Raw genomic sequence first — 26214 nt, 5'->3', positions numbered from 1 at the left:
GGGCGGCTAGGCCATAGTGCGAACGCCACAGGATTCCGACTCGGGCCGGATCCGGTCGGGGCCTGCCGCGCGATGGCGGGGTTGGGACGTGGCGATCTGGTGCGGTGCGGTGCGGGGCTCGGGCTGATGGTGGGGGTTGGTTGCAGGCCGGGATCGCCCGGGCGGCGCTCGTGCGGGGACCTGAGCCTGAGGTCTTGGAACGTCTCGGAACGTCTCGGAACGTCTAGGAACGGCGGTCGTGCGGGAGCGGGGTTCTGGGGCGGTGGGCGTGTGGGGAGTGGCGCTCTTGGAGTGGTGGCGGACGGGCTTGTCTCCACGCGTCGGCCCGGAGCACGCCGCCGCATCTGTCCGGCCGCTGCTGCGGTCGTCGAAGTTATCCACAGGCTGCTCACACCAATGGTCACGGCTGGCTAGGGTTCAGGAATGCGCGTTTTGATTTCTGGTGGGGCGGGATATATCGGCAGCACGATCGCGTCGGCGTGCCTGGACGCCGGGATCGATCCCGTCATTCTGGACAGCCTCGTGACGGGCCGGCGGGAGTTCGCCGATGGGCGGGTGTTCTATGAGGGGGATATCAGCGACGGCCCGCTGATTGACAAGATATTCGCCGAGAATCCGGATATCGAGGCCGTCATCCACTGCGCGGCTCTCATCGTGGTCCCCGACTCCGTGGCCGACCCCATCGGCTACTACCGCGCGAACGTCGCCAAGAGCCTCGAGTTCGTCGACCACCTGCTCCGCAACGGCTGCACGCGGATGATCTTCAGCTCCTCCGCGTCGATCTACCGCACCGGCGCCGACCACACGGTGGACGAGGAGTCCCCGCTCGACCCCCAGAGCCCGTACGCGCGGACGAAGGCGGTCTGCGAGGGCATGTTCGCCGACATCGCCTCCGGGCGGCCCATCAGGATCCTGTCCCTGCGCTACTTCAACCCGATCGGCGCCGACCCCAGGATGCGTACGGGCCTGCAGCTCCGCCGTCCCAGCCACGCCCTGGGCAAGATGATCGAGGCGTACGAGGGCGGCGTCCCGTTCCGGATCACCGGCACCGAATGGCCCACGAGCGACGGCACCGGCATCCGCGACTACATCCACGTCTGGGACCTGGCCACCGCCCACGTGGCGGCACTGCGGCGCTTCGACGAGCTGGAGGCCGACGTGATCAACCTGGGCACCGGCGCGGGCACCACGGTGCGCGAGCTGGTCGACGCGTTCAACCGCGTCGTCGAGCGCCCCATCGAAGTCGTCGAGGCCCCGGCCCGCCCCGGCGACGTGGCCGGCGCCTACACCCGCAGCGACCGTGCCCACCGCCTGCTGGGCTGGCAGGCCCGCTACTCGGTCGAGGAGGGGATCAGGCACTCACTGGAGTGGGCGGGCATCCGCGACTCCCGGCTGGGCTGAGCGACGGCACCCCGGGGCTGCTGGGCTCCGGGGTGCGGCATCGTGGGAACTACCGGCGGATAGAAGCCACGGTGTCGTCTGCGATCTCCAGGTACTCCTGAAGTTCCTCGGACGAGGAGTCCGGGAACTCGTCCATGGCGGCCACCTCGTGCTCGGGCGGCTCGGTGATCGTGACGCTGTGCCCCCAGGCGCTGTACCTGGTGTCAGTGTGTTGCAGCATGCCGGAGAGGACGCTCTTGACGGTGGTGTGCAGGCGGGTGGGCAGACCGGTGGAGGCGGTGCTCAGCCGGTAGTCGAACGTGCCTGTGATCTCACCCCCGCTGATCTGGTGCCCCTGCTTGCCGGTGACCGTGCCCCGGTAAACGCCGTTCCGCACGGACTTGGCGTGGGAGAGCAGACCCTTGAGCTGGGGAGGCCGGAAGATGTCCACAGGGTGTGCGGAGGGGGTTCTCCAGTTTTCGCTGTCCTCCATGTGCACCCACGTCTTGCCTTCGGGAAGATCTTCCCGCAAGGCGTCGCTCCGCATGTAAATATGCTTCCCCACCATGAGGACGCGCACGGTCGTCGGCTTCTTGCTGACGACCGTGCTCCGGATGGTCATGTCCGCGGCGACAACGCCAGACGTGCCGAACCCGAAAGTGCCCGCCGTCTCGAAGTACACCTCCTTCTTGCCCTTGACCTCCGACGAGAGGACCTCGGAGATCTTCACCCCGTGGCCCACGACCAACTGCTTCTTCACCGCCCGTACCGGATCGGGAGCGGCCGCCTGCGCGGGGGCGGCGCCGAGCAAGGTCGCGGCGGCCACCGCCGCCGCCAGTGCCTTCTTCATGTCGATGTCCTCAACGAAGAAAGAGTCCTCCCCCGCCAGAGGGGCGGGGGAGGACTCGATCGATCAGGTCAGCCGGCGATGCTGCCGAGCGGCAGGTCCAGCGACTCGATGTCGTCCTCGCCGTCCTTGAACGTGGTGGCGACCTCCTCCGCGGGCGGAGCCTTGATCGACACCGCGGAACCCCAGCCGGTGTAGCTGGTGTCCACGCTCACGCTGCCCCCGCCGACATCCCCCAGCGCGGACGCCGGGAACGTCGCCACGACGCGGGTGGGCAGGCCCGCCTTGTTCACGGTGATCCGCCAGCTGATGGCGGCCTTCAGCCCCTTGGCGGAGGGCTTGTCGAGCCAGGTGGCACGCAGCCACGGCGAGGCCTTCCACAGGTCGCCGATCACCGTCTTGCCCGAGTACCCGCTGCCGGTGGTCTTGGCGCCCTTGAGCAGGGTCTTGAGCGTGGCGGGCTCCGCCAGGTTCAGCGGCTGGCCGAACGTGCCGAACATGCCGCCGGTCGGGCCGTTCGGGGCCTTGAACCAGGTCTTGTCCTCGGGCAGGACGGTCGTCCAGAAGCCGCCGGAGACGTACGACGTGGTGCCGATCCTGATCGTGCGCTCGGGCTGCGTCATCGCCTTGAGCGTGGCCACCTCGTCGGCGTTGTCGCCGTTCTCGTCGAGGCCTTCGAGGTCGCTCGCGTTGAGGTTGAGCTTGCCCGTGATGTCGGAGGCGGCGATCCCCGACTTCTTGAACTGCAGGGTGCCCGTGCGGCGCAGGAACACCTGCCGCAGGCTGCCCTGGCTGATCGTGGTGCGCTCGCTGAACTTCACGCCCTTGCCGGCGACGAGCTGCTTCTTGACGGCCACCACCGGGTCCTTGGGCGCTGCGGCCAGCGCGGGAGTGGCGGTCACCAACGCGGCGGTCGTGGCTAACGCCACGCCCGTCAGGATTCGCTTCATGCGGGTTTCCTTGGATGTTGTTGAGGGGGAGTTACGGTGCCGCCGGGGCGGGGGAGCCGGTCCCGGCGAACGGCTCAGCGGGCCGAGGGGGCCTCGACCCTGCCGAGCGAGTTCAGCGAGCCGTTCGGGATCTCCTGCGGAACTTCCGTCTCGGCCCCGAGCTCGCTGTAGTCGGCCACCTGGTCGGATGGCGGGGCCTTGATGGTGATCTTGGCGCCCCAGCCCGTGAACCGGGTGCTCACGGTGGTGGTCGTGCTCCCGAGGACGCCGAAGTCCATCGTGTACTCACTGCGGACCGAGTTGATCAGGCCCTTGGAGTTCAGATCGAGAGCATAGTTGATCTTGATCTTGCCCAGCCTCTTGTCGATCTTCTCGCCGTAGAGCTTGCTGACGTCGGCGAACGTCAGCGAGCCCCGGTACGTTCCACTCTTGGAGCTCTTGGCCTTGGAGACGAGCGCCTTGAGCACCTTGGAGTCGAAGACGTCGAGCGGCTGGCTGGTGTAGATCACCGACGGGTCGGCGTACCGGACCCACTTCTTGCCCTCGGGCAAATTCTCGCTGTATATCCCGCCCTGGACATACGTCTGCTTACCCACGGTGATACTCCGGGACGGCATCAGCCCGCCGGCCATTCCGCCGTTGTCCCGGAAGCGCAGATCCGCGGCGACGACTCCGGACTTGCCGAATCCCAGGGTGCCGTTGGTCGTCCTCGTCTGCCCGTTCTTCCCGTTCATGGTCGTGCGGGACGTCTCCGAGACCCGCACCCCATGCCCGGCCACGTACTGCTTCTTCAGGGCCTTCACCGGGTTCACGGGCGCGGCCTGGGCCGGCGTGGCGGTCATGAGCGCGGCGCACGACGCCAGCGTCAGACCCGCGAGAATTCGCTTCATTCGGGTTTCCTTCAGCATTACCAAGAGGAGCGGGGGGCAAGCCTGCCATTGGAAGATCACGACCATATATCGAGCGCCACGTGTTACGGCGACTAATTCATGCAATTTCCGTGCAGATGTCATCCTGGGGAAGTGAGATCACCGTCACATAGCGGAAGAACCGCGACCCGGTGACCTGGGCAGGTCAAGCTTCGGGCTAGGCTTCACTGGCGGAAACGCCCGGCACGCACGGGTTGCCCGGGGCGTCGAACATCAGTCGGATAAGCAAGGACGGACCCTCGTGGACCTGTTCGAACATCAGGCGAAGGAGCTCTTCGCTGACTACGGCATCCCTGTGCCGCGCGGCATCGTCGCCCACACTGTGGAGGAGGTCCGGTCGGCCGCCGAGGAGCTGACCGGCCGCGTTGTCGTCAAGGCTCAGGTCAAGACCGGCGGCCGCGGTAAGGCCGGCGGCGTGAAGGTGGCCGACGACGCCGCCGACGCCGTGACCAAGGCCGAGGCCATCCTCGGCATGGACATCAAGGGCCACACGGTCCACAAGGTCCTCATCGAAGAGGCCAGCGCGATCGCGGAGGAGTACTACTTCTCCTTCCTGCTCGACCGCGCCAACCGCACGTTCCTCGCGATCTGCTCCGCCGCCGGCGGCATGGACATCGAAGAGGTCGCCCACACCTCCCCGGAGAAGGTCGCCAAGGTGCCGGTCTCCGCCCTGACGGGCATCGACCGCGCCAAGGCCCGCGAGATCGCCCAGGCCGGCGGCCTGCCGGAGAAGGCGCTCGACGGCGCCGCCGAGCTCATCGAGAAGCTCTGGTGCTGCTTCGTCGACGAGGACGCCACGCTCGTCGAGGTCAACCCCATGATCCTGTCGGCCGACGGCCAGGTGAAGGCCCTCGACGGCAAGGTCACCCTCGACGACAACGCCGGCTTCCGGCAGGCCGACCACGAGGCCCTGGCCGACAAGGCCGCCGAGGACCCGCTCGAGGCCAAGGCCAAGGAGAAGGACCTCAACTACGTCAAGCTCGACGGCAACGTCGGCATCATCGGCAACGGCGCGGGCCTGGTCATGTCCACCCTCGACGTGGTCGCCTACGCCGGCGAGGCGTTCCCCGGCAAGCCGTCCCCCGCCAACTTCCTCGACATCGGCGGCGGCGCCTCGGCCGAGGTGATGGCCGCGGGCCTGGAGATCATCCTCTCCGACCCGAGCGTCAAGTCGATCTTCGTGAACGTCTTCGGCGGCATCACCGCCTGCGACGCCGTCGCCAACGGCATCGTCTCGGCGTTCAAGCTGCTGGAGAGCCGCGGCGAGGCCGTGACCCACCCCCTGGTGGTCCGCCTCGACGGCAACAACGCCCTGCTCGGGCGGCAGATCCTGGCCGACGCCGCGCTCCCGCGCGTCGAGCTGGTAGACACGATGGACGAAGCGGCCAAGCGTGCCGCCGAGCTCGCTGCGGTAGGTGCGTGACCCATGGCCATCTGGTTGACTGAGAACAGCAAGATCATCGTTCAGGGCATGACCGGTGGCGAGGGCACCAAGCACACCCGCCGCATGCTCGCCTCCGGCGCCAGGGTCGTCGGCGGCGTGAACGCCCGCAAGGCCGGCACCACGCACGAGGGCCTGCCCGTGTTCGGCACGGTCAAGGAGGCCATGGAGGCCACCGGCGCCGACGTGTCGGTCGTGTTCGTGCCGCCGAAGTTCACCAAGGACGCGGTCAAGGAGGCCATCGACGCCGAGATCCCGCTCTGCGTCGTGATCACCGAGGGCGTGCCGGTGCACGACTCCACCGAGTTCTGGGCGTACGCGGTCGAGAAGGGCAACAAGACCCGCATCATCGGCCCCAACTGCCCCGGCATCGCCTCGCCCGGCGCCTCCAACGCCGGCATCATCCCCGCCGACATCACCACCGCCGGCCGCATCGGCCTGGTCTCCAAGTCCGGCACGCTCACCTACCAGCTCATGTACGAGCTGCGTGACTTCGGCTTCTCCACGGCCGTGGGCATCGGCGGCGACCCCGTGATCGGTACCACGCACATCGACGCCCTCCAGGCGTTCCAGGAGGACCCGGGCACCGACGCCATCGTGATGATCGGCGAGATCGGCGGCGACGCCGAGGAGCGGGCCGCGGCCTACATCGAGCAGCACGTCACCAAGCCGGTCGTGGCCTACGTGGCGGGCTTCACGGCGCCCGAGGGCAAGACGATGGGCCACGCCGGAGCCATCGTGTCCGGCTCCGCCGGCACCGCCCAGGCCAAGAAGGAGGCCCTGGAGAAGGTCGGCGTCCGCGTCGGCAAGACCCCCTCCGAGACGGCCCGCCTGATGCGCGAGATCATGCAGACCCGCTGACACCCAGCTTCTCTCCGCGAAGCCTCGCCCGGCATGCCGAGCGGGGCTTTCGCGTGCGTGGGGCAAGGGTGCTCGCGGGGCGCCGTGCGGGTGGTTGAGTGTTGATGCACGTCAACGGCTCACAGGTCGCCACGGCACCGGCCCACTGTGCGTCGTAACGGCGGTGCGCCACTGAACGGGTCAGGCAGCGTCTTCCTGGACGGGCGCGAGGCAGCGACGGCGGGTGGGGCAAGCCTGCGGAGCCGTAAGGGATGGAAGTCGGCGCGCCGTAACAGATGGAAGCGCAATCCCGGCGCGTCAACCAAGCTTTGGTTGGGAAAGATTGAGAAAATCGCCGTGTGACGGCGATCCTCGACCAGCTGCGTACAGGCCCCCGGTCGATGCTTGGCAAGCTCGCGGGCGACGACGACGAGGCCAGGCGCCCGCTGCCGGTCTCAGGCATGCTCGCCGCCGTCTTCACGCTGGGCGTCGGCCTGGCCGCGCTCACCACGCTCACCCTGGTCGGGTGGATCGCCGCGCCGCGCGGCACGCTGGGCGCCGGGCTGCCGGGGGTGTTCCGTACGGCCGCGCAGTTGTGGCTGGCCGCGCACCATGCCGGGTTCGCCATTCCCGGCGGGCGCGTCGGGCTGCTGCCGCTCGGGCTGATGATCCTGCCCGCCGTGCTCCTCTACCGCGCGGGCCGATGGATGGCCCGCGACGCCGACCTGCGGCTGCGCCTGCCCGCCCGGCTGCCGAAGAACAGCCCCAAGGAGCAGGCTGGGGCTCGCCGTCGCGCCCAGCTCGTGCTGGTGGTGCAGGCCGGGGTGTCGCTCGCGGCCCCGTACGCGCTGCTCGCGGGCCTGATCGCGCTGGTGACCAGCAACGAGATCACGCAGCCGTTCATCGGGGAGGCGCTGCTCAGCCACTTCGTGCTGGCGTTCCTGGCGGGTTCGCTGGCCACGGCGCGCATGATCGGGCCGTGGCGGGTGATGTTGCGGCTGCTGCCCGAGCGCGTGCGCGCCCTGACGGTCGGTACGGCGGTCGCGACGGCGCTGCTGCTCGTGGCCGGGTTCGTGCTGGTGCTGATCGCCGTCGTGCTCAACTTCGACCAGGTCGAGGAGCTGTCGGGGGTGCTGTCGCCCGGGTTCGTGGGCGGCGTCCTGCTGGCGCTGCTCCAGCTGCTCTACCTGCTGAACGCCGTCATCTGGGCCTTCTCCTACATCGCCGGGCCGGGGTTCGCCATCGGCGCCGACACCCTGGTGGCGCCCACGGGCGTGCAGCTCGGCACCGTGCCCAGCCTGCCGTTGCTCGGTGCGCTGCCGGAGAGCGGGCCCGTGCCGGCGTGGATGATGGCGGTGGTCGCGGTGCCGTTCGCGGCCGGGGCCGTGGCGGGCGTGATGGTGGCGAGGATCTCGCCGTCGCCGTCGTACGAGGCGGCGCCGCTGTGGGGGTTCCTCACCGGGGTCACGACCGGGCTCGTGGCGGGGGTGCTGGCGGCGTTGTCCGGCGGGCCCATCGGCGGTGGGCGGCTGGCGGCGGTCGGGCCGTCGCCGTGGGAGGTGGCGCTGTCGGTGGCGCTGGAGGCCGGGGTGGCCGCGGGCATCTCGGCGGGCGTGACCAACCTGCTGCTGCTCAACAAGAAGGCCAGGGCGCCGCTCGACAAGGCGGCCGCCCCCGTACGCAAGGCGGGCGCCGCGCTGGCGAAGGCGGCCAGCAAGGTGGGCCTGGCCGAGTCGGACCCGCGCCCGCTGCCCGGCCACTGGATGGACGCCACGGAGGCCGACACCCAGGAGATCCCGGTCATCAGGGACGACTGGCAGGACGAGCACGCTTCCGCCGAGGCGGAGACCCAGGCCCAGGCCCGCCCGCAACCACCGGAGCCGGCACCGGTGGCCCGGCCGCCCCGCAAGGACATCGTGGACGAGTCCGACGACCGCGGCGGCCACGTCATCTACGTCGACCCGTACGCGTGGGACCGCGACTGATCGTCGCTCCGTACGGCCTGGGACGGCGACCGATCGTCGTCCCGTACGGCGCGGAACCGCGACCGAGCGGGTGCCCGGTTACGGCTGCATGGCGCCGAGGACTTCCAGCACGTCCGGCGGGAGCTTGCGCTGCGCGGCGTCCCTGAACTGGGTGAAGCACTCGCCCTGCGCAGCCACCGTGCCCGCGCCCTTCATGCACTCCTGGTAGGCGGAGTACTCGTCCATGAGGTAGAGCTGCATGCCCGTGGCCCCGGCGGACAGGGCCAGCGCGAGCGCAGAGACGGTGATGCCGCCCACCGCCACGCCCGTGGGCCTGCCCGCGCCTCTCAGCAGGGGCAGCGCCCGGATCCCGGCCATCAGCGCGAACAGCGCCATGACCAGGCCGGCCAGCGGCAACATGAACGTCATGGCCAGCGCTGCGATGGACAACCAGATCGCTCGGCGGCCCGCTGACTCCGCGGGCTGCTGGCCTGCCGGTGCCTTCACCGGTGTCGACACCTGACCTCCTCTGCGTCGCCGGGCGATGAACAGATACCCTGTGACCCCCACCCTGTTTCCTCATTGGAGTGTGTGTGTCTAAGGCTGGGCGGCTCGTCGTCCTCGTCTCCGGCTCTGGAACCAACCTACAGGCCCTGCTGGACGCTTCCGCCGACCCGTCGTACGGGGCTCGAGTGGTCGCGGTCGGCGCCGACAGGGAGGGGATCGAGGGGCTGGCGAGGGCTACCAGGGCAAATGTCCCGACATTTGTTGAAAAAGTGGGCAATCATGCGACGCGGGCGGACTGGGATGCCGCCATCGCGGCCAAGATCGCATCGTACGAACCCGACCTGGTGGTGTCCGCGGGCTTCATGAAAATTTTGGGTACGCCGACGCTCGACGCGTTCCCCGTGCTGAACACGCATCCCGCGCTGCTGCCGTCGTTCCCCGGCGCCCATGGCGTGCGTGACGCGCTGGCCCACGGGGTCAAGGTGACCGGCTGCACGGTGATGCTGGCCGACGAGGGGATCGACACGGGGCCCATCGTGGCGCAGGAGGCGGTGCCCGTGCTAGCAGACGACGACGAGGCGGTCCTGCACGAGCGCATCAAGACGGTCGAGCGCCGGCTGCTCGTCGAGACCGTCGGCCGGATGGTCCGCGAGGGCTGGACGGTCAGCGGACGTACCGTCCGAATCGGCAATCACACAGGAGGGGAATCCACGTGACTCGCATCGCCATCCGGCGCGCGCTGATCGCTGTTTACGACAAGTCCGGGCTCGAAGAGCTGGCCAGAGCCCTCGACGGCGCCGGTGTGGAGATCGTCTCGACCGGTGGCACGGCCGCCGCGATCTCCTCCTACGGGATTCCGGTGACGAAGGTGGAGCAGCTCACCGGGTTCCCGGAGTGCCTGGACGGGCGGGTCAAGACGCTGCACCCGCGCGTGCACGCCGGGCTGCTCGCCGACGTCACCAAGCCGCACCACGTGGCGCAGCTCGACGAGCTGGAGATCGACCCGTTCCAGCTCGTGGTGGTGAACCTGTATCCGTTCCAGGAGACGGTGGCCTCCGGGGCGTCCGACGAGGAGTGCGTCGAGCAGATCGACATCGGCGGCCCCGCCATGATCCGCGGCGCCGCCAAGAACCACAACACCTGCGCGGTCGTGGTGAACCCGAGCTTCTACGGCGACGTGCGCGACGCCCTGGCCGAGGGCGGCTTCACGCTGACCGAGCGGCGGCGGCTGGCGGGCATCGCCTACGCGCACACGGCGTCGTACGACGTGGCCGTGGCCAACTGGTTCGCGGGCACGTACGTGGGCGACGGCGAGGAGTTCCCCGAGTTCGCCGGGACGGCGTACGAGCGCAAGGCCACCCTGCGCTACGGCGAGAACCCGCACCAGCGCGCGGCGCTCTACGCGGACGGCGGCGCTGCGGGGAACGGCGGGCTGGCGGGCGCCGAGCAGTTGCACGGCAAGGAGATGTCGTACAACAACTACCTCGACGCCGACGCCGCCTGGCGGGCCGCGTGGGACTTCGCCGAGCCCGCCGTGGCCATCATCAAGCACCAGAACCCGTGCGGCATCGCCATCGGCGCCGACGTCGCCGACGCGCACCGCAAGGCGCACGCCTGCGACCCCGTCTCGGCGTACGGCGGCGTCATCGCCGTGAACCGGCCCGTCACGGCGGAGCTGGCCCGGCAGGTCGCCGACGTGTTCACCGAGGTGGTCATCGCCCCCGGGTACGACGAGGAGGCGCTGGAGGTGCTGCGCGCCAAGAAGAGCCTGCGCCTGCTGGCCTGCCCGCAGGGGCCGTCCTCGCCGACCGAGTTCCGCAGGATCGACGGCGGCCTGCTCGTGCAGACCGTGGACCGCGTGGACGCGTCCGGCGACTCGGCCGCGCAGTGGGAGCTCAAGGCCGGCGAGCCGGTCTCGCCGGAGGTGCTGGCGGACCTGGAGTTCGCCTGGCGCGCCTGCCGCTCGGTGAAGTCGAACGCCATCCTCCTGGCCAGCGGCGGCGCCACCGTGGGCGTCGGCATGGGCCAGGTGAACCGGGTCGACTCCTGCCGCCTGGCCGTCACCCGGGCGGGGGAGCGCGTGGCCGGGTCGGTGGCGGCCTCCGACGCGTTCTTCCCGTTCCCTGACGGGCTGGAGGTGCTGCTGGAGGCGGGTGTGCGTGCCATCGTGGAGCCCGGCGGGTCCATCAGGGACGAGCTGGTGATCGAGGCGGCGAAGAAGGCCGGTGCGAGCCTGTACTTCACGGGCACCCGCCACTTCTTCCACTGATCGCCGCACGGCTATCCGATAAGGGGTGACATGATCAATATGTCACCCCTTATCCGTTTTTGCGGCGAGCACCCCTGAGGCCGGGCTACCCTGAACTACTTCCCGGTCCTCGTCCCCCGGAGTTCACCTATGGCGCTCGACGCGTTCCTGCAGGCGTTCGTCACCCTGAACGGCCTGGCCACCAGCCCCTTCGTGCTCCTGGTCCTCGCCTTCATCGGCGCCTACCTCGGCAGCCGCGTCGTAGAGGTCATCCCCTTCACCCGCCGCATCATCGAGCGCCGCGAGGCCCAGGCAGCGGCCGAGCGCGACTGACCGCACCCGCCCGTCACCGCAGTCCTGGGTGGGCCGAGCGCGACCGGCCGCGCCCGCCCGTCACCGCGGCCCTGGGCGGGCCGGAGAGCGCCGGTCGGTGCTGACGAACGCCGGGGAGTCTCCGGGCAGGTCAGAGCGCTCGCCAGGCGAGCTGCGCCGCTCCGGCCAGGCTGGCTCGCACGCCCAGAGTGCTCTGCTTGACCTGCACCGCCCGTACGAAGGGCAGGCCGGAGACGTCGTCCAGCGCGTCCCGTAACGGGTTGAAGAGGACCTCTCCGGCAGCCGACACGCCGCCGCCGATGACCACCGCCGTGAGCTCGACGGCCGCCGCGGTGGAGGCGATCATGCCGGCCAGGGCCCTGGCGCTGCGCTGGAAGGCCGCCACCGCGACGGGATCTCCCGCGGCGGCGTCCCGGGCCAGCGTCCGCGCATCCGCCTGAGCTTCTTCCAGGTGTCCCGCCGCGCCGCCATGGTCGCTCTGCGGCGGGAGTTCCGTACGGGCGGAGCCGCCGGCATTTGAGGCGGCGCCGGGTGACCAGCCGTGCGCCAACGCCCAGCGGGCCATGTTGGGGCCGCTGGAGTAGCGTTCGACGCAGCCTCGGCCGCCGCACTCGCAACGCTCGCCATTGGGGTCGATGCTCATGTGGCCGACATGTCCGGCGTTTCCGGTCGGGCCGAGGAGGGGGACTCCGTCGATCACCAGGCCGCCGCCGATGCCGGTCGACACGACGATGCCCAGCAACGACGTGCAGCCGCGGCCGGCTCCCAGCCAGTGCTCGCCGAGGGCGAAGCACTGGGCGTCGCCGGCCAGCACCGTGGGGAGCGTGGTCAGCTTCTGCACCTCTTCGCGCAGCGGGAAGCCGCGCCAGCTCGGCATGTTCACCGGGCTCACGGTGCCCGAGGCGAGATCCACGGGGCCCGCGCAGCCGATGCCGGCGGCCTGGGGCGGCGGGCCGCCGTCCATGACGTCCGTGACGAGGGCCGCCAGGGCGGACATGACCTCCTCCCGGGGCGTCGGACGGGTGGCGGAACGCAGGATCGAACCGGCCTCGTCCACCAGCGCGGCGGCGAGCTTGGTTCCTCCGATGTCGATGGCAAGTACGCAGGTCATCAGTGTTTGTGGTGGTTGTCGGGCTGGCGGGGGTCGCCAGGGTGCTCCAGTCCGGGCATGAGTCTTACTTTCTTGGCGCGCAGGTCGTCGAGCCACCAGGCGAAGGCTTTTCGCTGGGCGGCCCGGAGAAGGTCGGGTTCTTGACGTGTCGGCTCACTGTCGGGCCGGGGCTCGGGGACGGCGATCGCGACGTGCCAGCCGAGGGCGTCCTCGACCGGGGCGGTGAGGGCGCCGTCCGGATGGCGCCGGAGGGCGTCGGCGATCGCGCTCGGCAGGGATCCGAGCGTGACCGCGCCGAGGGGTTCCAGGTCGGCGGGGGTCGCCCGCTGGGCTTGGGCGCGGTCGGGGAACAGCCGGTGCCGTACGAGGTGGCGTGGCTCGGGCTCGGACGCAGGCCGGGAGCGCCATTCCGAAGGGATCGTCACCGTGGCCGTGACGTGCTCGAACACCGCCCGCACCCAGGGGTTGGCGTTGTAGGCGGCGGCGTTGATCGAGCCCAGCTCCACGGCCGCCACAGGGTCCAGGAGGGGATGTTCGGGGATGGCGGCTCCGAGTGCGGGGGCGGGTCGATGCCGCGGAGGCAGGTCTTCGCCTCCGAGGGGTTGGGGGCTGAGGTCGGTAGCTGCCGATTCGCGGTGGGGTGGAGGGCTGAGGTCGGTGGCTCCCGGTTCGCGGTGGGGTGGAGGGCTGAGGTCGGTGGCTCCCGGTTCGCGGTGGGGTGGAGGGCTGAGGTCGGCGGCTGCCGGTTTGCGGTGGAGCTGCGGGTTGAGGTCGGTGGCTTCCGGTACGCGGTGGGGTTGCGGTGCGCGGTGGGGTTGCGGTGCGGGTGCCAGGAGGAGGTCGGTGGCGGCCCATTCGCAGAGGCACTCGGTGAGGATGACCTGCGTCAGCCAGCGGGCCAGCTGACGGTCCTCGGAGGTGCCCGGCCTCGGCAGGGTGGAGCTGAGCGGCCCGTTGCGCAGGTCCGCCAGGCGCCGGTCGAGACGCTCGCGCGGAACCGGCCGGTCGGCGACCCAGCCGATCGTGTCGGCGGGCGTGTGCTCGTGGGGCCGCCGGTGCTCGTGGTGCCATAGGTGCTCTTGGGGCCGAAGGTGCTCCTGGGGCCGCCAGTGCTCGTGGGGCGGCGGGGTCGTGGCGGGGGTGTCGACCGGCTGCTCAGGGATCTCGGTCAACGGGTGACCTCCAGGCGGATCGCCGGCGCGTACTGGCAGCGGCCGAACCACATGACCTTGGCCAGCGCCCACGCATGCCCGGGCGGCTGGTCGGCCGGGACCTCCACCGGGAACGTCACGTCGATCGTCTCTCCCGCCGCCACGGTGAAGCCCTGGATGACCTCGGGAAGCATGGCCCACGTGCCCCAGGGTGACGCCAGTTGCGACTCGCCGCGGATCTCGTCCGAGGTGGTGTTGGTGAGCCGCAGGGTCAGCGAGGCGCGCTTCCCTGGGCGGAGGGAGACGGCGTCGGCGAGGGGTTCCAGCGACAGGCCGGTCGGGCGGGCGTCGGGCGACTTGGTGCCGCGGATGGCGGCGCCGGGCTTCGCGGGCCGGTCGGTGACGGGCAGCTCGGGGAGGTCGCCGGTGGCCACGGTGGTGACGTCCTCGATGACCTGGCCGCCTGCCGAGGTGCGGGCCGAGATGAAGGACAGGCCCGGGGGCGTCGTGGTGGGGGTGATCGTCACCGGGAAGCGGAGGTGGCCGCCGGGAGGCAGGCGGAAGGGGCGCCGGGACGGGGTGGCCGTCCAGCCGTCGGGGACGCGGATGTCCGCGATGCCCTCATGTGGCTCGTTCGTGAGGTGGGAGGCGAGGACCACCTCCACCTCGAACGGGCCCTCCGGTGAGGTGACGAGGCCCGGGGTGAGGGTGATGGAGATCGGCAGGTAGCCCAGCGGGGCCGGGCCCTTGTTGTGGAGCCAGTAGCGGCTGTAGACGGGCTGGGCTCGTTCTGTCGTGCGGGCGGCTTCGGGGGCGGCCGGTTGGGGTGGCGTGGTGGCGAGGTAGGTGGCGATCTCGAAGCCGGCGAGGGGGAGGTCGTGGGGGTCCGCGGCTTCGGTGCCCGGGCGTTCCAGGAGGTCGGCGTGGGTGAGCGGGTCGAGCTGGAGGACGGGGGAGGCGAGCTCGGCCCGAGAGCCCAGGCCGGTGGACTCGGCCAGGCGGATGGTCACGGCAGGCTCCGGAGCCGCGGGGGTGAGGCCGTGGGCGAGGGGGTTGCCGGTGGCCTTCAGGGTGCTCAGGAGGACGTCTCTGGGCGGGGTGATGGTGAGAAGGGAGTGGGTCGAGGGCAACGGGCCCTGCTGGGCGGAGGGGAGGAGGCGGGGGAGCAGCGGGGTGATGTGTTCCTGGGCCGCCGCCGGGAGCTGGAGGGCGCGCCAGTCGCCTGCTCCGGACACCAGGGAGTAGGAGAACTCGTGCGTCCAGTGCTGGAGCTGGAAGCCGGAGCCGTCGGGAGTCGTGCGGTGGGGCGGGTCCAGCCAGATGCCCGACGGCCAGCCGGTGCAGGAACGCATGAGGGACAGGTGGAGCGCGCCTGACGGATCCACGGCGAAGCCCGGCAGGCCGTACGTGAGCAGGGCGACAGTACGGCTCTCCAGCCGCTCGACGCCGAGGGGGCAGTGTGCCTCGATGGTGGCGTCGGCCAGGTCGGACACCAGGTCGGCGATGGGGCCGGTGACGATCAGGGCGGGGAGGGCACGCAGGTCGCGCAGGTCGGCGCTGGGCTGCCAGACCTCATGGAGCGGGCGTTCCGCCGGGATCCAGACGCGGGTGGCGCCCGACCGCAGGGCCTTGGCGTAGGACTCGTCGGCTCGGGCGAGCAGCTCGGCGGCCAGCGGGTTGGTGTCGGGGCCGCCCAGCACGATGCGTACGTCGGGGAGGTTGGAGTCGACGTCGAGCCAGCCGTACCGGGTGCCGTGCGCGGAGGACGTCGTCGCCGTCACGCCGGCTCTGGCCAGGGCTACCACCAGGTCGCGGGCCTGAGGGGCGTCCTCCAGGGTGGGGACCACGACCTCCGCGACGCCCAGCGCCCGCGCGCCCGCCTCGCCGAGGTCGACCTTGGCCGTGGACGACAGGCCGAACCAGGTGTTGGCCGGGTTGTCGAGTGTCCACGGGTGCTCGGCCGTGTCCACGTCGGGCAGGGCGAAGCCGCGACCGACCACCGCGCCCGAGACGTCTGAGACGGGGAGCGCGCCTTCGACCCGGGCCGGGAAGCGGACGCGGAGCAGGCGGTCGGCGCCGGTGTGGTCGAGCACGCGGGTGGTGAAGTCGATGCGGTCGGAGCCGGTCAGGAGGGTGACGGTCTGCTCGTAGGTGATCTCGCCGACCCGGCCGGTGACGGTCAGGCGCTGACCCAGCGGGCTGGTCTCGGTGGTGGCCGAGGTCGCGGGGTGCTCGGACGAGCCGACGACGTGGCCGGTGGGGATGAGGTGCCACGGGCCCTCGCCCATGTCCGGGTGCTGGGGATATTCGTCGTAGAGGCGCAGCTCGTTGCCGGGGCCGGTGAGGAGCTCCTGGCCGGAGCGGAGGTCGAGGATCGATGACAGGGCGCCGCCCCGGGCGGGATCGGCGGTGATCTGCCAGCGGTCGTTGCGGATGGTGGCGGGGGTGGTACGGGGATCGCCGGCCAGGCCGGCGGTGCTCCCGGTGGTGCGGGTGCCGTCCGGGCCGGCGGTGCTCCCGGTGGTGGTACGGGTGCTGTCCGGGACGGCGGACGTGGTGGAGCCGGCGGCGGTGCCCGAGGTCTGGCGCCAGGGCTGGGGCGTGCCTGGGACGACGGCGTACGTGCGCCACCCCATCGACGGCACGTCCCGCGCGAGGAAGGTGACGACGCCGTTCTCCACGACGGCGGGGACCTCGGCGCTCGCCACGTCCGCGACGGCGGAGATCTCGGCCCGCGATGCGTCTGCGACGGCGGGGACCTCGGCCCCTGACGCGTCCGCGAGGGTGTGGCCGGCGGGGAGGGAGACGCGGACGAGGCCGTCGCGGGTGAAGGGGAGCGTGTTGGTGACCACGACGCTGCGGCCGTCCACCGCGATCTGGCCGGTCAGGGCCGCGAGGGCGGTGTCGCGGGCCTCCGCGGCCAGGTCGTGGGCCTCGCGCCAGCCGGTCAGCAGGTCGATGTAGACCTGGTCGGACTCCGAGCCGGTGATCGCGTCGTGGTGGGCGCCGTAGGCGAGCTGCCGCCACACCTTGTCGAGCGCCGTGTGCGGGTAGCCGCCCAGGCCCAGCAGGGACGCGAACGTGGACAGGCGCTCGGCGTCCAGGGCCGCCACCTCGGCGGCGCGCTGGGCCTGCTTCGTGTCGATGTAGGAGACGTCCTTGCCGGTGTAGACGGGGTTCATGTCGCGCGTCTGGGGGCTGAAGGACGAGCGGCCGGCGCGGACGGCGTCGAGGAAGTCGCGCGGGGTGGCGCAGACGAACCTGGGCCAGACGTAGCGGGACGCCCACTCGCGGTGGATGTCGGTGACCCACTTGTTGGGCGGGGTGTAGTCGGTGCCGACCGGGAGCAGGATGTTCCTGGTCGCGGCCACGGGCTTGAGCGAGCGGTAGAGGTCGTAGACCGCCTGGCAGGCCTCGTCGAGTGACGGCGCGGAGTCCATGGACCAGCCCGCCGAGTAGTGGGCGGGCATGTAGTGGGTCAGCACGCCCTGCCCCGACGGCGCGATCCACTCGAACTCGCTGGGGAACTGCATCAGCGCCGCGTCGTTCTTGGCCTGCTTGAAGTTCTTGCTGATCGGCCCCCACTGGTGGAACGGCCCGCGCGCCCACGCGCTGCCCGTAAGCCCCGCCGCCGCGAGGTAGCCGGGGAACTGCGGGTCGTGCCCGAACACGTCGAGCTGCCACGCCGTGCGCGGATCGCCGCCCAGGATGTCGCGCTGGTAGCCGATGCCGTGCACGAGGTTGCGGATGGTGGTCTCGGCGCCGGTCAGGTTGGTGTTGGGCTCGTTGTACGTACCGCCGACCAGCTCGGCCCTGCCCTCGGCCAGCAGCGCGCGCAGGTCGGCCCGGCGCTCGGGACAGGTGTCGAAGAACGGCTTGAGATAGTCGACCTCCGCCAGCACGAAGCGGTAGTCGGGGTCGCGCAGCGCCAGCTCGATGTGCGCCTCCACCAGAGCGAACGCGTTGCGCTCCCACAGCGGCCTGGTGGTGGCGTCGGCGGACAGGAGCTCCCACGGGCTGGTGTAGGCGGCCTGGGTGTTCCACCACACCGGGTCGTAGTGGAAGTGGGACACCATGAACATCGTCCAGCCCGGCTCCTCCGCCGTGACCGGGACCTGCAGCGTCTCCCCCTCCAGGGTGAGCAGGCACGGCACGGTGGTGCCCGGGGGCGCCGACACGACCAGCGGGACCTCCAGGGTCGCGGCGGCGGGGGGAACGGTGATCTCGCCGGCCAGGCGGACGCCCGCGCCGCGCAGCCCCAGCGACGATGCGTGATCTCCCTGGGCGACGGTGACGCGCAGCACCTGGTGCGGCTCGCCGGGCGTGCCCACGAACAGGTCGGTCGACTCTGCGGACAACAGGCGGAAAGGCAAGGGGACCTCCGTGCACTTGTTGCTGGCGCCCGTAACACTAAGCCCTTCCAAGATCAATGACAACGATGTCAGTGTGCGGCTGTGGATAACTCGGATCGACTGCCTGGGGCCTGTGGATAACCGGGCGCGGCGGAGTACGGCGAGGGCGGGCGTGGTCCGGTGCGGAGGAACGGGGGAGGCATGGAAGGATTGCGGCATGAGCGCAGTGAAACTCGATGGCAAGGCGACCGCCGCCAAGATCAAGGCAGACCTCACGAACCGGGTGGCAGCGCTCAAGGAACGCGGCGTCACCCCCGGCCTGGGCACCGTGCTCGTGGGCGACGACCCCGGCAGCCAGATCTACGTCGCGGGCAAGCACCGCGACTGCGCGGAGGTGGGCATCGCCTCCATCCGCGTCGACCTGCCGGCGACCGCCTCCCAGGCCGACGTCGAAGCGGCCATCGACGAGCTCAACGCCTCCCCGGCGTGCACCGGCTACATCGTCCAGCTCCCGCTGCCCAAGCACCTCGACACGATGGCGCTGCTGGAGCGCATCGACCCGGCCAAGGACGCCGACGGCCTGCACCCGGTCAACCTCGGGCGGCTCGTGCACATGGTCGACGCCCCGCTGCCCTGCACCCCGCACGGCATCGTGCTGCTGCTGCAGGAGTACGGCGTCCCGATCAAGGGGGCCGAGGTCGCCGTGGTGGGGCGCGGCATCACGGTGGGGCGCTCGCTCGGCCTGCTGCTGACCCGCCGCAGCGAGAACGCCACCGTGACCCTCTGCCACACCGGCACCCAGGACCTGGCCGCCCACGTCCGCCGGGCCGACATCGTGGTGGCGGCGGCCGGGGTGCCCGAGCTGATCACCAAGGACATGGTCAAGCCGGGCGCCGCCGTGCTCGACGTCGGGGTCTCCCGCGTGAACGGCAAGATCGCCGGGGATGTGGCGCTGGACGTGGAGGAGGTCGCCGGGTACCTCACGCCGAACCCGGGCGGGGTCGGGCCGATGACGCGGGCGTTGCTGCTGTCCAACGTCGTGGAGGCCGCCGAGCGCCGCCTCCGGTGACGGCCGGGATGGTCGGGGGCCGCCGCCTCCGGTGACGGCCGGGATGGTCGGGGGCCGCCGCCTCCGTCATTTGACGGAGGTCGTGGCGGCCTCGTCGCTCCAGGATGGGTCCTCAAGGGCTCTGCCAGCGCGAACGCGGCAGGGCAGCCCTCTTGAGGAGGTGTCCATGGAGCTGGACGGGCTGGTCGCCGTCGTCACCGGCGGTGCCTCCGGGCTCGGCGCCGCCATCGTGGACGGCCTGGCGTCCCACGGCGCGAACGTCGTCTACGGCGACCTCCGCGAACGCGCCGACACAGGCGGGCGTGACCGCGCCGACGCTGGCGGGCGTGACCGCGGCGATGCCGGCGGGCGTGACCGCGGCGATGCCGGCGGCCGTGACCGCCCCGATGGCGGGCACAACCCTCAGCACAGTGTGAGTGGCGGCGCGGGCGGTGGCCACGCGCGTGGCGGTGCAGATCGTGGCGACGCGCCTGGTAGCGCGGATGGCGGCGCAGGTGGTGGCGGCGCGCGTGGTAGCGCGGATGGCGGCGCGCGTGAGGATGCGGGTGGCGGTGCGCGTGAGGATGCGGGTGGCGGTGCGCGTGACGATGCCGGTGGCGGTTTCCGGGATCGCGAGAGCGGACAACCCTCCGGCCGCACCTGCTTCCACCCCTTGGACGTCCGCGACCCCCACTCCTGGCAGGACCTGGCCACCAAGGTCCGCACCACCTACGGCCGCCTCGACCTCCTCGTCAACAACGCCGGAGTCAGCACCCGAGCCGACCTCCTGTCGACCACGGACGACGACTGGGACCGCATACTCCGCACCAACCTGTGGGCCCCCTGGGCGGGCATCCGCACGTTCATCGAAGACCTGACCACCAGCCCACGCGCCAGCGTCGTCAACATCGGCTCGATCTACGGCCACCTCCCACCCCCGCCACCCCCCGCACCCCCGTCCTCGGTCGCCTACCAGGTCAGCAAGGCCGGCCTGCACATGCTGACCAGAACGGCCGCGGTGGAGCTCGCCCCCAGGGGCATCCGCGTCAACGCCGTCCTGCCGGGCGTCTTCGTCACCCCGCTCCTCCAGGACCTGCCCGCCGAGCAACTCCGCCCCCGCATCGAGCGGGCCCCCATGGCCCGCCCGGGCGACCCGGCCGACGTGGCCGCGGCCGTCTGCTACCTGGCCTCCCCGCAGGCGTCGTTCGTGACGGGCGTCCTGCTGCCCGTGGACGGCGGATACACCGCGTCCTGAAAATCCCCCCATGAAGTGAGAGGTCGCGATGACCAGCGACAACACCACGACCACCCCACCACCCACCTCCGCCACCTCGAACCTGCGCGCCGTCGTCGCGGGCAGCTTCGGCAACGTCATGGAGAACTACGACAACCTGGTGTACGCCTACACGGCCGCCACCCTGGGCAAACTGTTCTTCCCCGAGTCGGACGGCCTGGCCGGCACCCTCTACACCTTCGCCGTCTTCGCCGTCGGCTTCCTGATGCGCCCGCTCGGCGCGATCACGTTCGGGCACGTCGGTGACAAGTTCGGCCGCAGGATCGCGCTGGTCGTCAGCGTGCTGATGATGGGCGCGGCCACCACGCTGATAGGCCTGCTGCCGACGTACGAGAGCATCGGCGTGCTGGCCCCGCTGCTGCTGGTGGTGCTGCGCATGGTGCAGGGCTTCTCGGTGGCGGGCGAGTGGGCGGGGTCGGCGGCGTTCCTGGTCGAGTACGCCCCTGAGCGCAGGCGCGGCTTCTTCGGCAGCTTCAACCAGGTCTCGACGGCGGCCGGGTTCCTGCTGGCGTCCGGGGTCGTGGCGCTGAACAGCACGATCTTCACCGAGCAGCAGGTCATCGAGTGGGCCTGGCGGGTGCCGTTCCTGCTGTCGGCGCTCACGGCCGTGGCGGCGCTCTGGCTCAGGTACGGCCTGGCCGAGACGCCGGCGTTCGCCGAGGAGCAGGCCAGGGGCGAGACCGCGAAGAGCCCGCTGCGCGAGGGCCTGCGCACGCAGTTCGGCGGCATCGCCCGCGGCTTCGGGTTCACGATGTTGTGGACCGTCGCGTACTTCTTCTTCCTCACCTACCTGCCCACCTGGCTCACCGACGTGGCAGGCGTGGACGCGGGCGTGGCCCGCGTCTCGAACCTCGTCGGCCTGGTGACGCTGACCCTGTGCATCGCGGCGTTCGGCGCGCTGTCGGACCGGATCGGCCGCAAGCCGCTGCTGATCGCCGCCGCGGCCGGCTTCCTGGTGCTGAGCTGGCCCGTCATGGCGCTCATCCAGAACGGCGGGGTGTTCGGCGTGTACGCGGGGCAGATCGCGATCGGGGTGATCCTGGCGATGTTCTCGGGCCCCGGCCCGGCGGCGCTGTCGGAGCTCTTCCCGACGAAGCTGCGGTATTCGACGATGTCCATCGGATACAACTTCGCGGTCATGGCCTTCGGCGGCACGGCGCCGTTCGTGGCGACCGGGCTGGTCCAGCTCACCGGCTCGGGCATGGCGACGGCCCTGCTGCCGATCGTGTCGGCGGCGGTCACGCTCGCGGTCGTGGCCGGCATGAGGGAGAGCGCCCACCGGCGCCTCCACTGAGGAGATCATCATGACGAAGCTGATCGCGGTCGAGGGCACGTACGAGGAGATGGGCGCCGAGCTGGGCCGCCGCACGAGCGAGCTGGTCGAGCGGAGCGTGCAGACCTACCTGCGGCGCTTCCGCGACGACGCCGGCCTCTCCGCGGCGGACGTGTCCCGCTGGGGCGCCGTCTACCTCGACGTGGCCAGACGGTACGACGCCCGCATCGCCGCCATGCTGGAGGGCCTGGCGGCGGGCGCCGGCCAGCCCATCGAGCACATCACCGCCCTGAACGCCCGCACCGAGATGTTGTACGGCACCGGCTACCGCGACGAGGGCTGCACCTCGGTGGCCGTGCTCCCCAAGCACACCAGGCAGGGCCACACCCTGCTCGCGCAGAACTGGGACTGGCACCCCGAGCAGGGCCCGGTCACGTTCCTGCTGGCGACCAGGGACACCACGGGCTTCACGGTGCTCACGCTGGCCGAGGCGGGCATGCTGGCCAAGTCGGGGCTCAACTCGGCCGGCCTGGGCGTCTGCGCGAACCTCCTGGTCTCCGACCGCGACACCGGCGGGGCCGGGGTGCCGTACCACTACCTGCTGCGCGGCGTCCTGCAGTCGCGGACGATGAGCCAGGCGCACCGCAAGGCACTGGACGTGGTGCGCATCTCCTCCGGCAACCTGCTCATCGCCGACGCCGGCGGCGAGGCCATCGACCTGGAGGTGGCGCCGGACGTCTTCGGCACGCTCCTCCCGCAGAACGGCCTGATCACGCACTCCAACCACTTCCAGGCCCCGCTCCCGCTGGTGGACAGGAAGGCCGCCACCTCGGCGCTGACCCTGCTGCGGCCCGCCAGGGCCAGGCACCTGCTGGAGGACGCCGCCGCGGCCAGGACCCTGGAGCCGGAGGACGTCGTCGCCGCGCTGCGCGACCACTACTCCTACCCCGACAGCATCTGCCGCCACGTGGACCCCGACGCCGGCAAGGGCGAGGAGATCGCGTCCGTCTACTCCGTGGTGATGGATCTGGACGCCCGCGAGCTGTCCATCGCCGAGCACCCGCCCTGCGAGCGCCCGTACGAGAGGTGGCGGCTGGACGACCTGTTCACGCCCGGCGCCGGACCCGAGATCTGCTTCCCCATCGAGGAGGACCATGCCTGACGACCGTTCGACGATCTGCCTCACGTTCGACTTCGACGCGATCTCGCTCTGGCTCGCGCGGGGCATGGCCTCGCCTGGGCCGGTGTCCCGGGGCGAGTTCGGGGCGCACGCGATGCCGCGGATCCTGAAGCTGTTGCGGGAGCGCGGCATCACCGCCACGTTCTTCGTTCCCGGGCACACCGTGGACACCTATCCCGCCGAGTGCGCCGCCATCGCGGAGGCGGGGCACGAGATCGCGCTGCACGGGTACGTGCACGAGCCGGTCTCCAAGCTCGACCGGGCCGGAGAGCTGGCGGCGGCCGTGCGGGCGCGCGAGTCGATCGTCAAGGTCACCGGGTACGAGCCCGTCGGGAACCGCACGCCGAGCTGGGACTTCACCCCTTCGACCGTGGACGTGCTGCTGGAGCTGGGCTGCGAGTACGACTCCAGCCTCATGGCCACCGACTACACGCCCTACTACGCCAGGCGCGGCGACGTGGCCGACCCGGACGGGCCGTACCGGTTCGGCGAGCCCACCACGCTGGTCGAGCTGCCGGTGTCGTGGACGCTGGACGACTACCCGCAGTTCGAGTACCTGCGGATGGACACCGCCGTCCTGCCGGGCCTGCGGGAGCCCGCGGGGGTGTTCCGCAACTTCCTCGACGACGTCGACTACATGCTGCGGGACGTGCCGGGCGGGGTGTGCGTGCTGACCTTCCACCCGCAGGTCATCGGGCGCGGGCACCGCATGCTGGGGCTCGAACGCTTCCTCGACGCCTGCCTGCAGCGGCCGCTGGACTTCCGCACCTGCGCGGACGTGGCGCGGGCGTTCCGGGCGGCCTGATGCGGGCGCTGGTCATGGGCGCCACCGGCGGCCTCGGCCGCGCCACCTGCGCCGCACTGTCGGCGGCGGGCCACGAGGTGGTGACAGTGGACTCGCCGCGTACACAGGCGCGGGCGAACTCGCCGCGTTCACAGGCGCGGGTGGACCCGCCGCGGTCACAGGGGCGGGCGGATTCGGCGCGTTCACAGCCGCAGGTCGATGTGGTGGCCGATCTGGCGGAGCCGGGCGCGGCGCGGGCGGCGGTGACGCGGGCGTGGGAGTCGTACGGGCCGCTGGACGCACTCCTGCACGTGGCCGGACTGTTCCCGGCACGGCGCGCGCTGGAGACGACGGAAGAGCTGTTCGACACGGTGATGGCGGTCAACACGCGCTCGGCGCTGATGGCCGCGACGGCGCTGGCCGACCTCTGCGTACGGCACCGCCGCCCCGCCACCGTCGTCCTCACCAGCACGGGCGGCGCCCTGCGCCCGCGCCCCGGCACCACCGTCTACGCGGCCTCCAAGGCGGCCCTGGAGGCGGTGACCAGAGGACTCGCGCTGGAGCTGGGCCCGCTGGGCGTGCGCGTCAACGCCGTCGCGCCCGGCTTCGTGGACGTCGGATCGCCGCTGAACCCCGTCCCCGCCGCGTACGTCGAGGCCGTGCGGGCGGCGAGCCCGGCGGGCAGGGTGGCCACGCCCGCCGACATCGTGCCCAGCCTGCTGTGGCTCTGCTCTCCCGACTCCGCCTGGGTCAACGGTCACGTGCTGGCGGCGGACGGCGGCGCCGGCCTCGGCTCACCCGGCATGCCCTCCTGGCTGGGCGAACACCGGACGGAAGCGGTGCCGGGCCAGCTCGACGGGTGAGATGACCCGGCTCCTGCCGTCCTGCACCTGGTGGACGAGATGGGCGTGGGCGAGCGAGGCGTCGAACGTGTCGTCGGGGTAGGCGAGCGCCCGCTGCCCTCGCCCGCCGAAGTAGTACGGCCCGGCGGCGCCCCGGTGCACGGTCTCCCGCAGCGAGCGCACCGTCGCGCCGAAGTCCCACGGCCGTCCCACCGTGGCCCAGGCTCCGGCCAGCAGGTGGATCATGTCGTAGTGGATGGCCGCGCTGCCGCTGCCCGGCTCGTCCCCGTACGCCCGCCGGTAGCGGTCCATGAACCTGGCGCTCACCGGGTCGCCGTACGTGCCGATGACGGTGGCCCACAGCAGGCCCTCCGCCAGGCCTTCCATGCGTTCCTCGAAGCGGGGGATCGTGGGCGTCCAGACCGTGTAGACGAGTGAGCGGGAGCCGGTCCCGCGCAGCTCGCGCAGGAACAGCCGGAGCTCGTCCTCGACGTACGTGCAGACCAGCACGGCGGCGGGGTCGCCGGACTGCAGGGCCGCCACGACGGAGGCCCAGGGCACGCCCGTGTCGGGGACCGGCACCACGGCGGCCAGCTCCCAGCCGCGGGCGGAGGCCAGCGCGTCGAGGTCGTGCGCCTGCCCCGCGTCGAACCCGTCGGCCCGCACCACCACCATCACGCGCCGGTTGCCGGGGCGCCACTGGCCGGAGGTCGCCAGCAGCTCCAGCGTCCTGATAAATCCGGACATGTAGGCGGTCTCTGTCGCGCACACCTGGAACGTCTGGCCGAGCACGCCGGGATTGTCGTGAACGTGCTCGGCGATCGACGGCGTGACCATGGAGTGCATGAGCGGCGCCCGGTACTCCGCGGCCCGCATGATGGCGTCGAGGTGGTGGCGCGGGCTGACGTTGCCGAGCGTGATGGCGTCCACGTCGTGCGAGCGCAGGTAGTCCACGGCCGCCAGCAGCTCGGCGTCGGTGTCGCCGGACACCTCGATGGCCAGGTGGTCGACGCGCCGCCCGGCCACGCCGCCCTTGGCGTTCAGCTCCTCCACCGCGATCGCGGCCCCGCGCCGCATGGCCAGCGCGTCGAACCGGCGCGGCCCGTCCAGCGGGTAGATCGCCCCCAGCCGGATCGGCCGCCGCCGCACCTCACCACGCGGCACGACCGCACGCCCGAGACCGGCCTCCATGCGCCCGGCCCCGCCGGCTTGCGGGCGTCTTGTCTCACGGGGCTCCTCGCGGGCCGGCCCGCAGGGCTCGGCGAACGGTGCGAGCAGCGCCTCCCCGGCCGTGGCGAGCGCCGCGGCCGCCGCCCGCGTCGGCGCGCCCAGCTTGGCCAGCACGTTCTCGACATGCGTGGCCACCGTACGGGCCCCGCATCCCACCCGCGCGGCCGTCTCCGGGTTCGTCATGCCGACGGCCACGCACGTCAGCACCTCGTGCTCCCGCTGCGTCAGCCCCCACGGCGCCTCGCACCGCTGCGCCTCCAGCCCGGTCAGCGGCCCGCGCTCGGTGTCGTGGCTCTCGACGGTCACCCGGTAGAGGTGGCGGTCGGCGCCCCGCCAGTAGTACCGCAGCGTGCCCGCACCACCGGCCCGCCTGGCGTGGTCCACGAGGGCCTGGTTGTCCGTGAAGAAGGCGCCGGCGCCGGTGAGCACGCGCCCACCGGCGTCCACCGTGAGCCTGGCCCTGAACGGAGGCTCGGCTTCCAGACGTTTCCCCATTCAGCGACGATACCG

At 71.5% G+C, this 26214-nt stretch carries 21 protein-coding genes and 1 pseudogene; 13 read left to right on the top strand and 9 right to left on the bottom strand.

The genetic code is table 11. The annotated features are described in order from the left end of the window. The first annotated feature begins 423 nt into the window (after positions 1-423). Entirely contained in the window at positions 424-1401 is a 978-nt protein-coding gene (galE, locus tag HD593_RS51645) for a UDP-glucose 4-epimerase GalE (protein WP_185110201.1), read from the top strand. Positions 1402-1450: 49 nt separating this feature from the next. Here the strand turns inward: galE and HD593_RS51640 are convergent, their stop codons facing one another. The 3 genes from HD593_RS51640 to HD593_RS51630 form a co-directional block, all read right to left on the bottom strand. Beyond that, a complete protein-coding gene (locus tag HD593_RS51640; protein ID WP_185110200.1) occupies positions 1451-2230 on the bottom strand; it encodes a hypothetical protein in 780 nt (259 codons plus the stop codon). Between the two features lie 68 nt (positions 2231-2298). Further along, complete coding sequence (locus HD593_RS51635) at positions 2299-3177, bottom strand: hypothetical protein (protein ID WP_185110199.1); 879 nt, start codon at positions 3175-3177, stop codon at positions 2299-2301. Between the two features lie 74 nt (positions 3178-3251). Continuing rightward, a complete protein-coding gene (locus HD593_RS51630) occupies positions 3252-4067 on the bottom strand; it encodes a hypothetical protein (protein ID WP_185110198.1) in 816 nt (271 codons plus the stop codon). Between the two features lie 280 nt (positions 4068-4347). On the opposite strand from HD593_RS51630, the gene sucC reads away from it, so the two are divergent. The 3 genes from sucC to HD593_RS51615 all read left to right on the top strand — a co-directional run bounded on the left by sucC (position 4348) and on the right by HD593_RS51615 (position 8372). Then, positions 4348-5529 carry an ADP-forming succinate--CoA ligase subunit beta gene (gene sucC, locus HD593_RS51625; protein WP_185110197.1) on the top strand — a complete coding sequence of 394 codons (1182 nt, stop codon included), beginning with the start codon at positions 4348-4350 and terminating at the stop codon, positions 5527-5529. Between the two features lie 3 nt (positions 5530-5532). Then, a complete protein-coding gene (gene sucD / locus HD593_RS51620) occupies positions 5533-6408 on the top strand; it encodes a succinate--CoA ligase subunit alpha (protein ID WP_185110196.1) in 876 nt (291 codons plus the stop codon). Between the two features lie 338 nt (positions 6409-6746). After that, positions 6747-8372: a cell division protein PerM gene (locus tag HD593_RS51615; RefSeq protein ID WP_185110195.1), complete on the top strand. Its 1626-nt coding sequence runs from the start codon at positions 6747-6749 to the stop codon at positions 8370-8372. Positions 8373-8450: 78 nt separating this feature from the next. Here the strand turns inward: HD593_RS51615 and HD593_RS51610 are convergent, their stop codons facing one another. Then, the gene (locus tag HD593_RS51610; protein WP_312904351.1) at positions 8451-8870 is read right to left on the bottom strand and encodes a hypothetical protein; all 420 of its coding nucleotides are present in this window, start codon (positions 8868-8870) and stop codon (positions 8451-8453) included. Between the two features lie 74 nt (positions 8871-8944). Between HD593_RS51610 and purN the strand changes: the two genes are divergently transcribed. The 3 genes from purN (at position 8945) to HD593_RS51595 (ending at position 11439) form a co-directional block, all read left to right on the top strand. Further along, the gene (gene purN / locus HD593_RS51605; protein ID WP_312904350.1) at positions 8945-9574 is read left to right on the top strand and encodes a phosphoribosylglycinamide formyltransferase; all 630 of its coding nucleotides are present in this window, start codon (positions 8945-8947) and stop codon (positions 9572-9574) included. After that, positions 9571-11127, top strand: a complete 1557-nt coding sequence (purH, locus tag HD593_RS51600) for a bifunctional phosphoribosylaminoimidazolecarboxamide formyltransferase/IMP cyclohydrolase (RefSeq protein WP_185110193.1) — start codon at positions 9571-9573, stop codon at positions 11125-11127. The genes purN and purH overlap by 4 nt, the downstream gene beginning before the upstream one ends. Positions 11128-11256: 129 nt before the next feature. After that, a complete protein-coding gene (locus HD593_RS51595; protein WP_185110192.1) occupies positions 11257-11439 on the top strand; it encodes a hypothetical protein in 183 nt (60 codons plus the stop codon). Positions 11440-11569: 130 nt separating this feature from the next. On the opposite strand, the gene HD593_RS51590 is transcribed toward HD593_RS51595, so the two are convergent. From HD593_RS51590 to HD593_RS64080, 3 genes are read right to left on the bottom strand one after another with little or no spacing between them, the layout of a single operon-like run. Then, positions 11570-12550 (bottom strand): ROK family protein, encoded by a 981-nt coding sequence (locus HD593_RS51590; RefSeq protein WP_185110191.1) that lies wholly within the window; start codon positions 12548-12550, stop codon positions 11570-11572. Continuing rightward, positions 12550-13722, bottom strand: coding sequence for a DUF7158 domain-containing protein (locus HD593_RS51585; protein WP_185110190.1), 1173 nt, complete (start codon positions 13720-13722; stop codon positions 12550-12552). Before HD593_RS51585 ends, HD593_RS51590 begins: the two co-directional genes overlap by 1 nt. Beyond that, positions 13719-18059 (bottom strand): glycoside hydrolase family 38 N-terminal domain-containing protein, encoded by a 4341-nt coding sequence (locus HD593_RS64080; protein WP_281402521.1) that lies wholly within the window; start codon positions 18057-18059, stop codon positions 13719-13721. The genes HD593_RS51585 and HD593_RS64080 overlap by 4 nt, the downstream gene beginning before the upstream one ends. Positions 18060-18270: 211 nt before the next feature. Between HD593_RS64080 and HD593_RS51575 the strand changes: the two genes are divergently transcribed. Continuing rightward, positions 18271-19122 (top strand): bifunctional methylenetetrahydrofolate dehydrogenase/methenyltetrahydrofolate cyclohydrolase, encoded by an 852-nt coding sequence (locus HD593_RS51575; RefSeq protein WP_185110189.1) that lies wholly within the window; start codon positions 18271-18273, stop codon positions 19120-19122. Between the two features lie 112 nt (positions 19123-19234). Here the strand turns inward: HD593_RS51575 and HD593_RS60785 are convergent, their stop codons facing one another. Continuing rightward, a complete protein-coding gene (locus HD593_RS60785; protein ID WP_221525381.1) occupies positions 19235-19747 on the bottom strand; it encodes a hypothetical protein in 513 nt (170 codons plus the stop codon). A 15-nt stretch (positions 19748-19762) separates the two neighbouring features. Between HD593_RS60785 and HD593_RS60780 the strand changes: the two are divergent. The 5 genes and pseudogenes from HD593_RS60780 to HD593_RS51550 form a co-directional block, all read left to right on the top strand. Then, a pseudogene (locus tag HD593_RS60780) lies at positions 19763-20356 on the top strand (SDR family NAD(P)-dependent oxidoreductase); the annotation flags it as partial. 28 nt (positions 20357-20384) lie between these two features. Then, positions 20385-21689 carry an MFS transporter gene (locus HD593_RS51565; protein ID WP_185110187.1) on the top strand — a complete coding sequence of 435 codons (1305 nt, stop codon included), beginning with the start codon at positions 20385-20387 and terminating at the stop codon, positions 21687-21689. A gap of 10 nt (positions 21690-21699) precedes the next feature. Further along, positions 21700-22830 (top strand): C45 family autoproteolytic acyltransferase/hydrolase, encoded by a 1131-nt coding sequence (locus HD593_RS51560; RefSeq protein ID WP_185110186.1) that lies wholly within the window; start codon positions 21700-21702, stop codon positions 22828-22830. Then, a complete protein-coding gene (locus HD593_RS51555) occupies positions 22823-23653 on the top strand; it encodes a polysaccharide deacetylase family protein (protein WP_185110185.1) in 831 nt (276 codons plus the stop codon). The genes HD593_RS51560 and HD593_RS51555 overlap by 8 nt, the downstream gene beginning before the upstream one ends. Next, the gene (locus HD593_RS51550; RefSeq protein ID WP_185110184.1) at positions 23653-24495 is read left to right on the top strand and encodes an SDR family NAD(P)-dependent oxidoreductase; all 843 of its coding nucleotides are present in this window, start codon (positions 23653-23655) and stop codon (positions 24493-24495) included. Before HD593_RS51555 ends, HD593_RS51550 begins: the two co-directional genes overlap by 1 nt. On the opposite strand, the gene HD593_RS51545 is transcribed toward HD593_RS51550, so the two are convergent. Beyond that, positions 24427-26199, bottom strand: coding sequence for an ABC transporter substrate-binding protein (locus HD593_RS51545; RefSeq protein WP_185110183.1), 1773 nt, complete (start codon positions 26197-26199; stop codon positions 24427-24429). The two genes, HD593_RS51550 and HD593_RS51545, sit on opposite strands and share 69 nt — an antisense overlap. Between the last annotated feature and the right edge of the window lie 15 nt (positions 26200-26214).

Source organism: Nonomuraea rubra (assembly GCF_014207985.1).
GTDB lineage: Bacteria > Actinomycetota > Actinomycetes > Streptosporangiales > Streptosporangiaceae > Nonomuraea > Nonomuraea rubra.
Note: the sequence above shows the minus strand (reverse complement) of the source record. Positions and strands in the feature narration are given on the sequence as shown.

Coding starts and splice junctions, on each gene's coding strand:
- HD593_RS51590 (WP_185110191.1), bottom strand. CDS start 12,550: ATGACCTGCGTACTTGCCATCGACATCGGAGGAACCAAGCTCGCCGCC.
- galE (WP_185110201.1), top strand. CDS start 424: ATGCGCGTTTTGATTTCTGGTGGGGCGGGATATATCGGCAGCACGATC.
- HD593_RS51550 (WP_185110184.1), top strand. CDS start 23,653: ATGCGGGCGCTGGTCATGGGCGCCACCGGCGGCCTCGGCCGCGCCACC.
- HD593_RS51565 (WP_185110187.1), top strand. CDS start 20,385: ATGACCAGCGACAACACCACGACCACCCCACCACCCACCTCCGCCACC.
- sucD (WP_185110196.1), top strand. CDS start 5,533: ATGGCCATCTGGTTGACTGAGAACAGCAAGATCATCGTTCAGGGCATG.
- HD593_RS51545 (WP_185110183.1), bottom strand. CDS start 26,199: ATGGGGAAACGTCTGGAAGCCGAGCCTCCGTTCAGGGCCAGGCTCACG.
- HD593_RS51640 (WP_185110200.1), bottom strand. CDS start 2,230: ATGAAGAAGGCACTGGCGGCGGCGGTGGCCGCCGCGACCTTGCTCGGC.
- HD593_RS51575 (WP_185110189.1), top strand. CDS start 18,271: ATGAGCGCAGTGAAACTCGATGGCAAGGCGACCGCCGCCAAGATCAAG.
- HD593_RS51595 (WP_185110192.1), top strand. CDS start 11,257: ATGGCGCTCGACGCGTTCCTGCAGGCGTTCGTCACCCTGAACGGCCTG.
- HD593_RS51560 (WP_185110186.1), top strand. CDS start 21,700: ATGACGAAGCTGATCGCGGTCGAGGGCACGTACGAGGAGATGGGCGCC.
- HD593_RS51555 (WP_185110185.1), top strand. CDS start 22,823: ATGCCTGACGACCGTTCGACGATCTGCCTCACGTTCGACTTCGACGCG.
- HD593_RS51635 (WP_185110199.1), bottom strand. CDS start 3,177: ATGAAGCGAATCCTGACGGGCGTGGCGTTAGCCACGACCGCCGCGTTG.
- HD593_RS51630 (WP_185110198.1), bottom strand. CDS start 4,067: ATGAAGCGAATTCTCGCGGGTCTGACGCTGGCGTCGTGCGCCGCGCTC.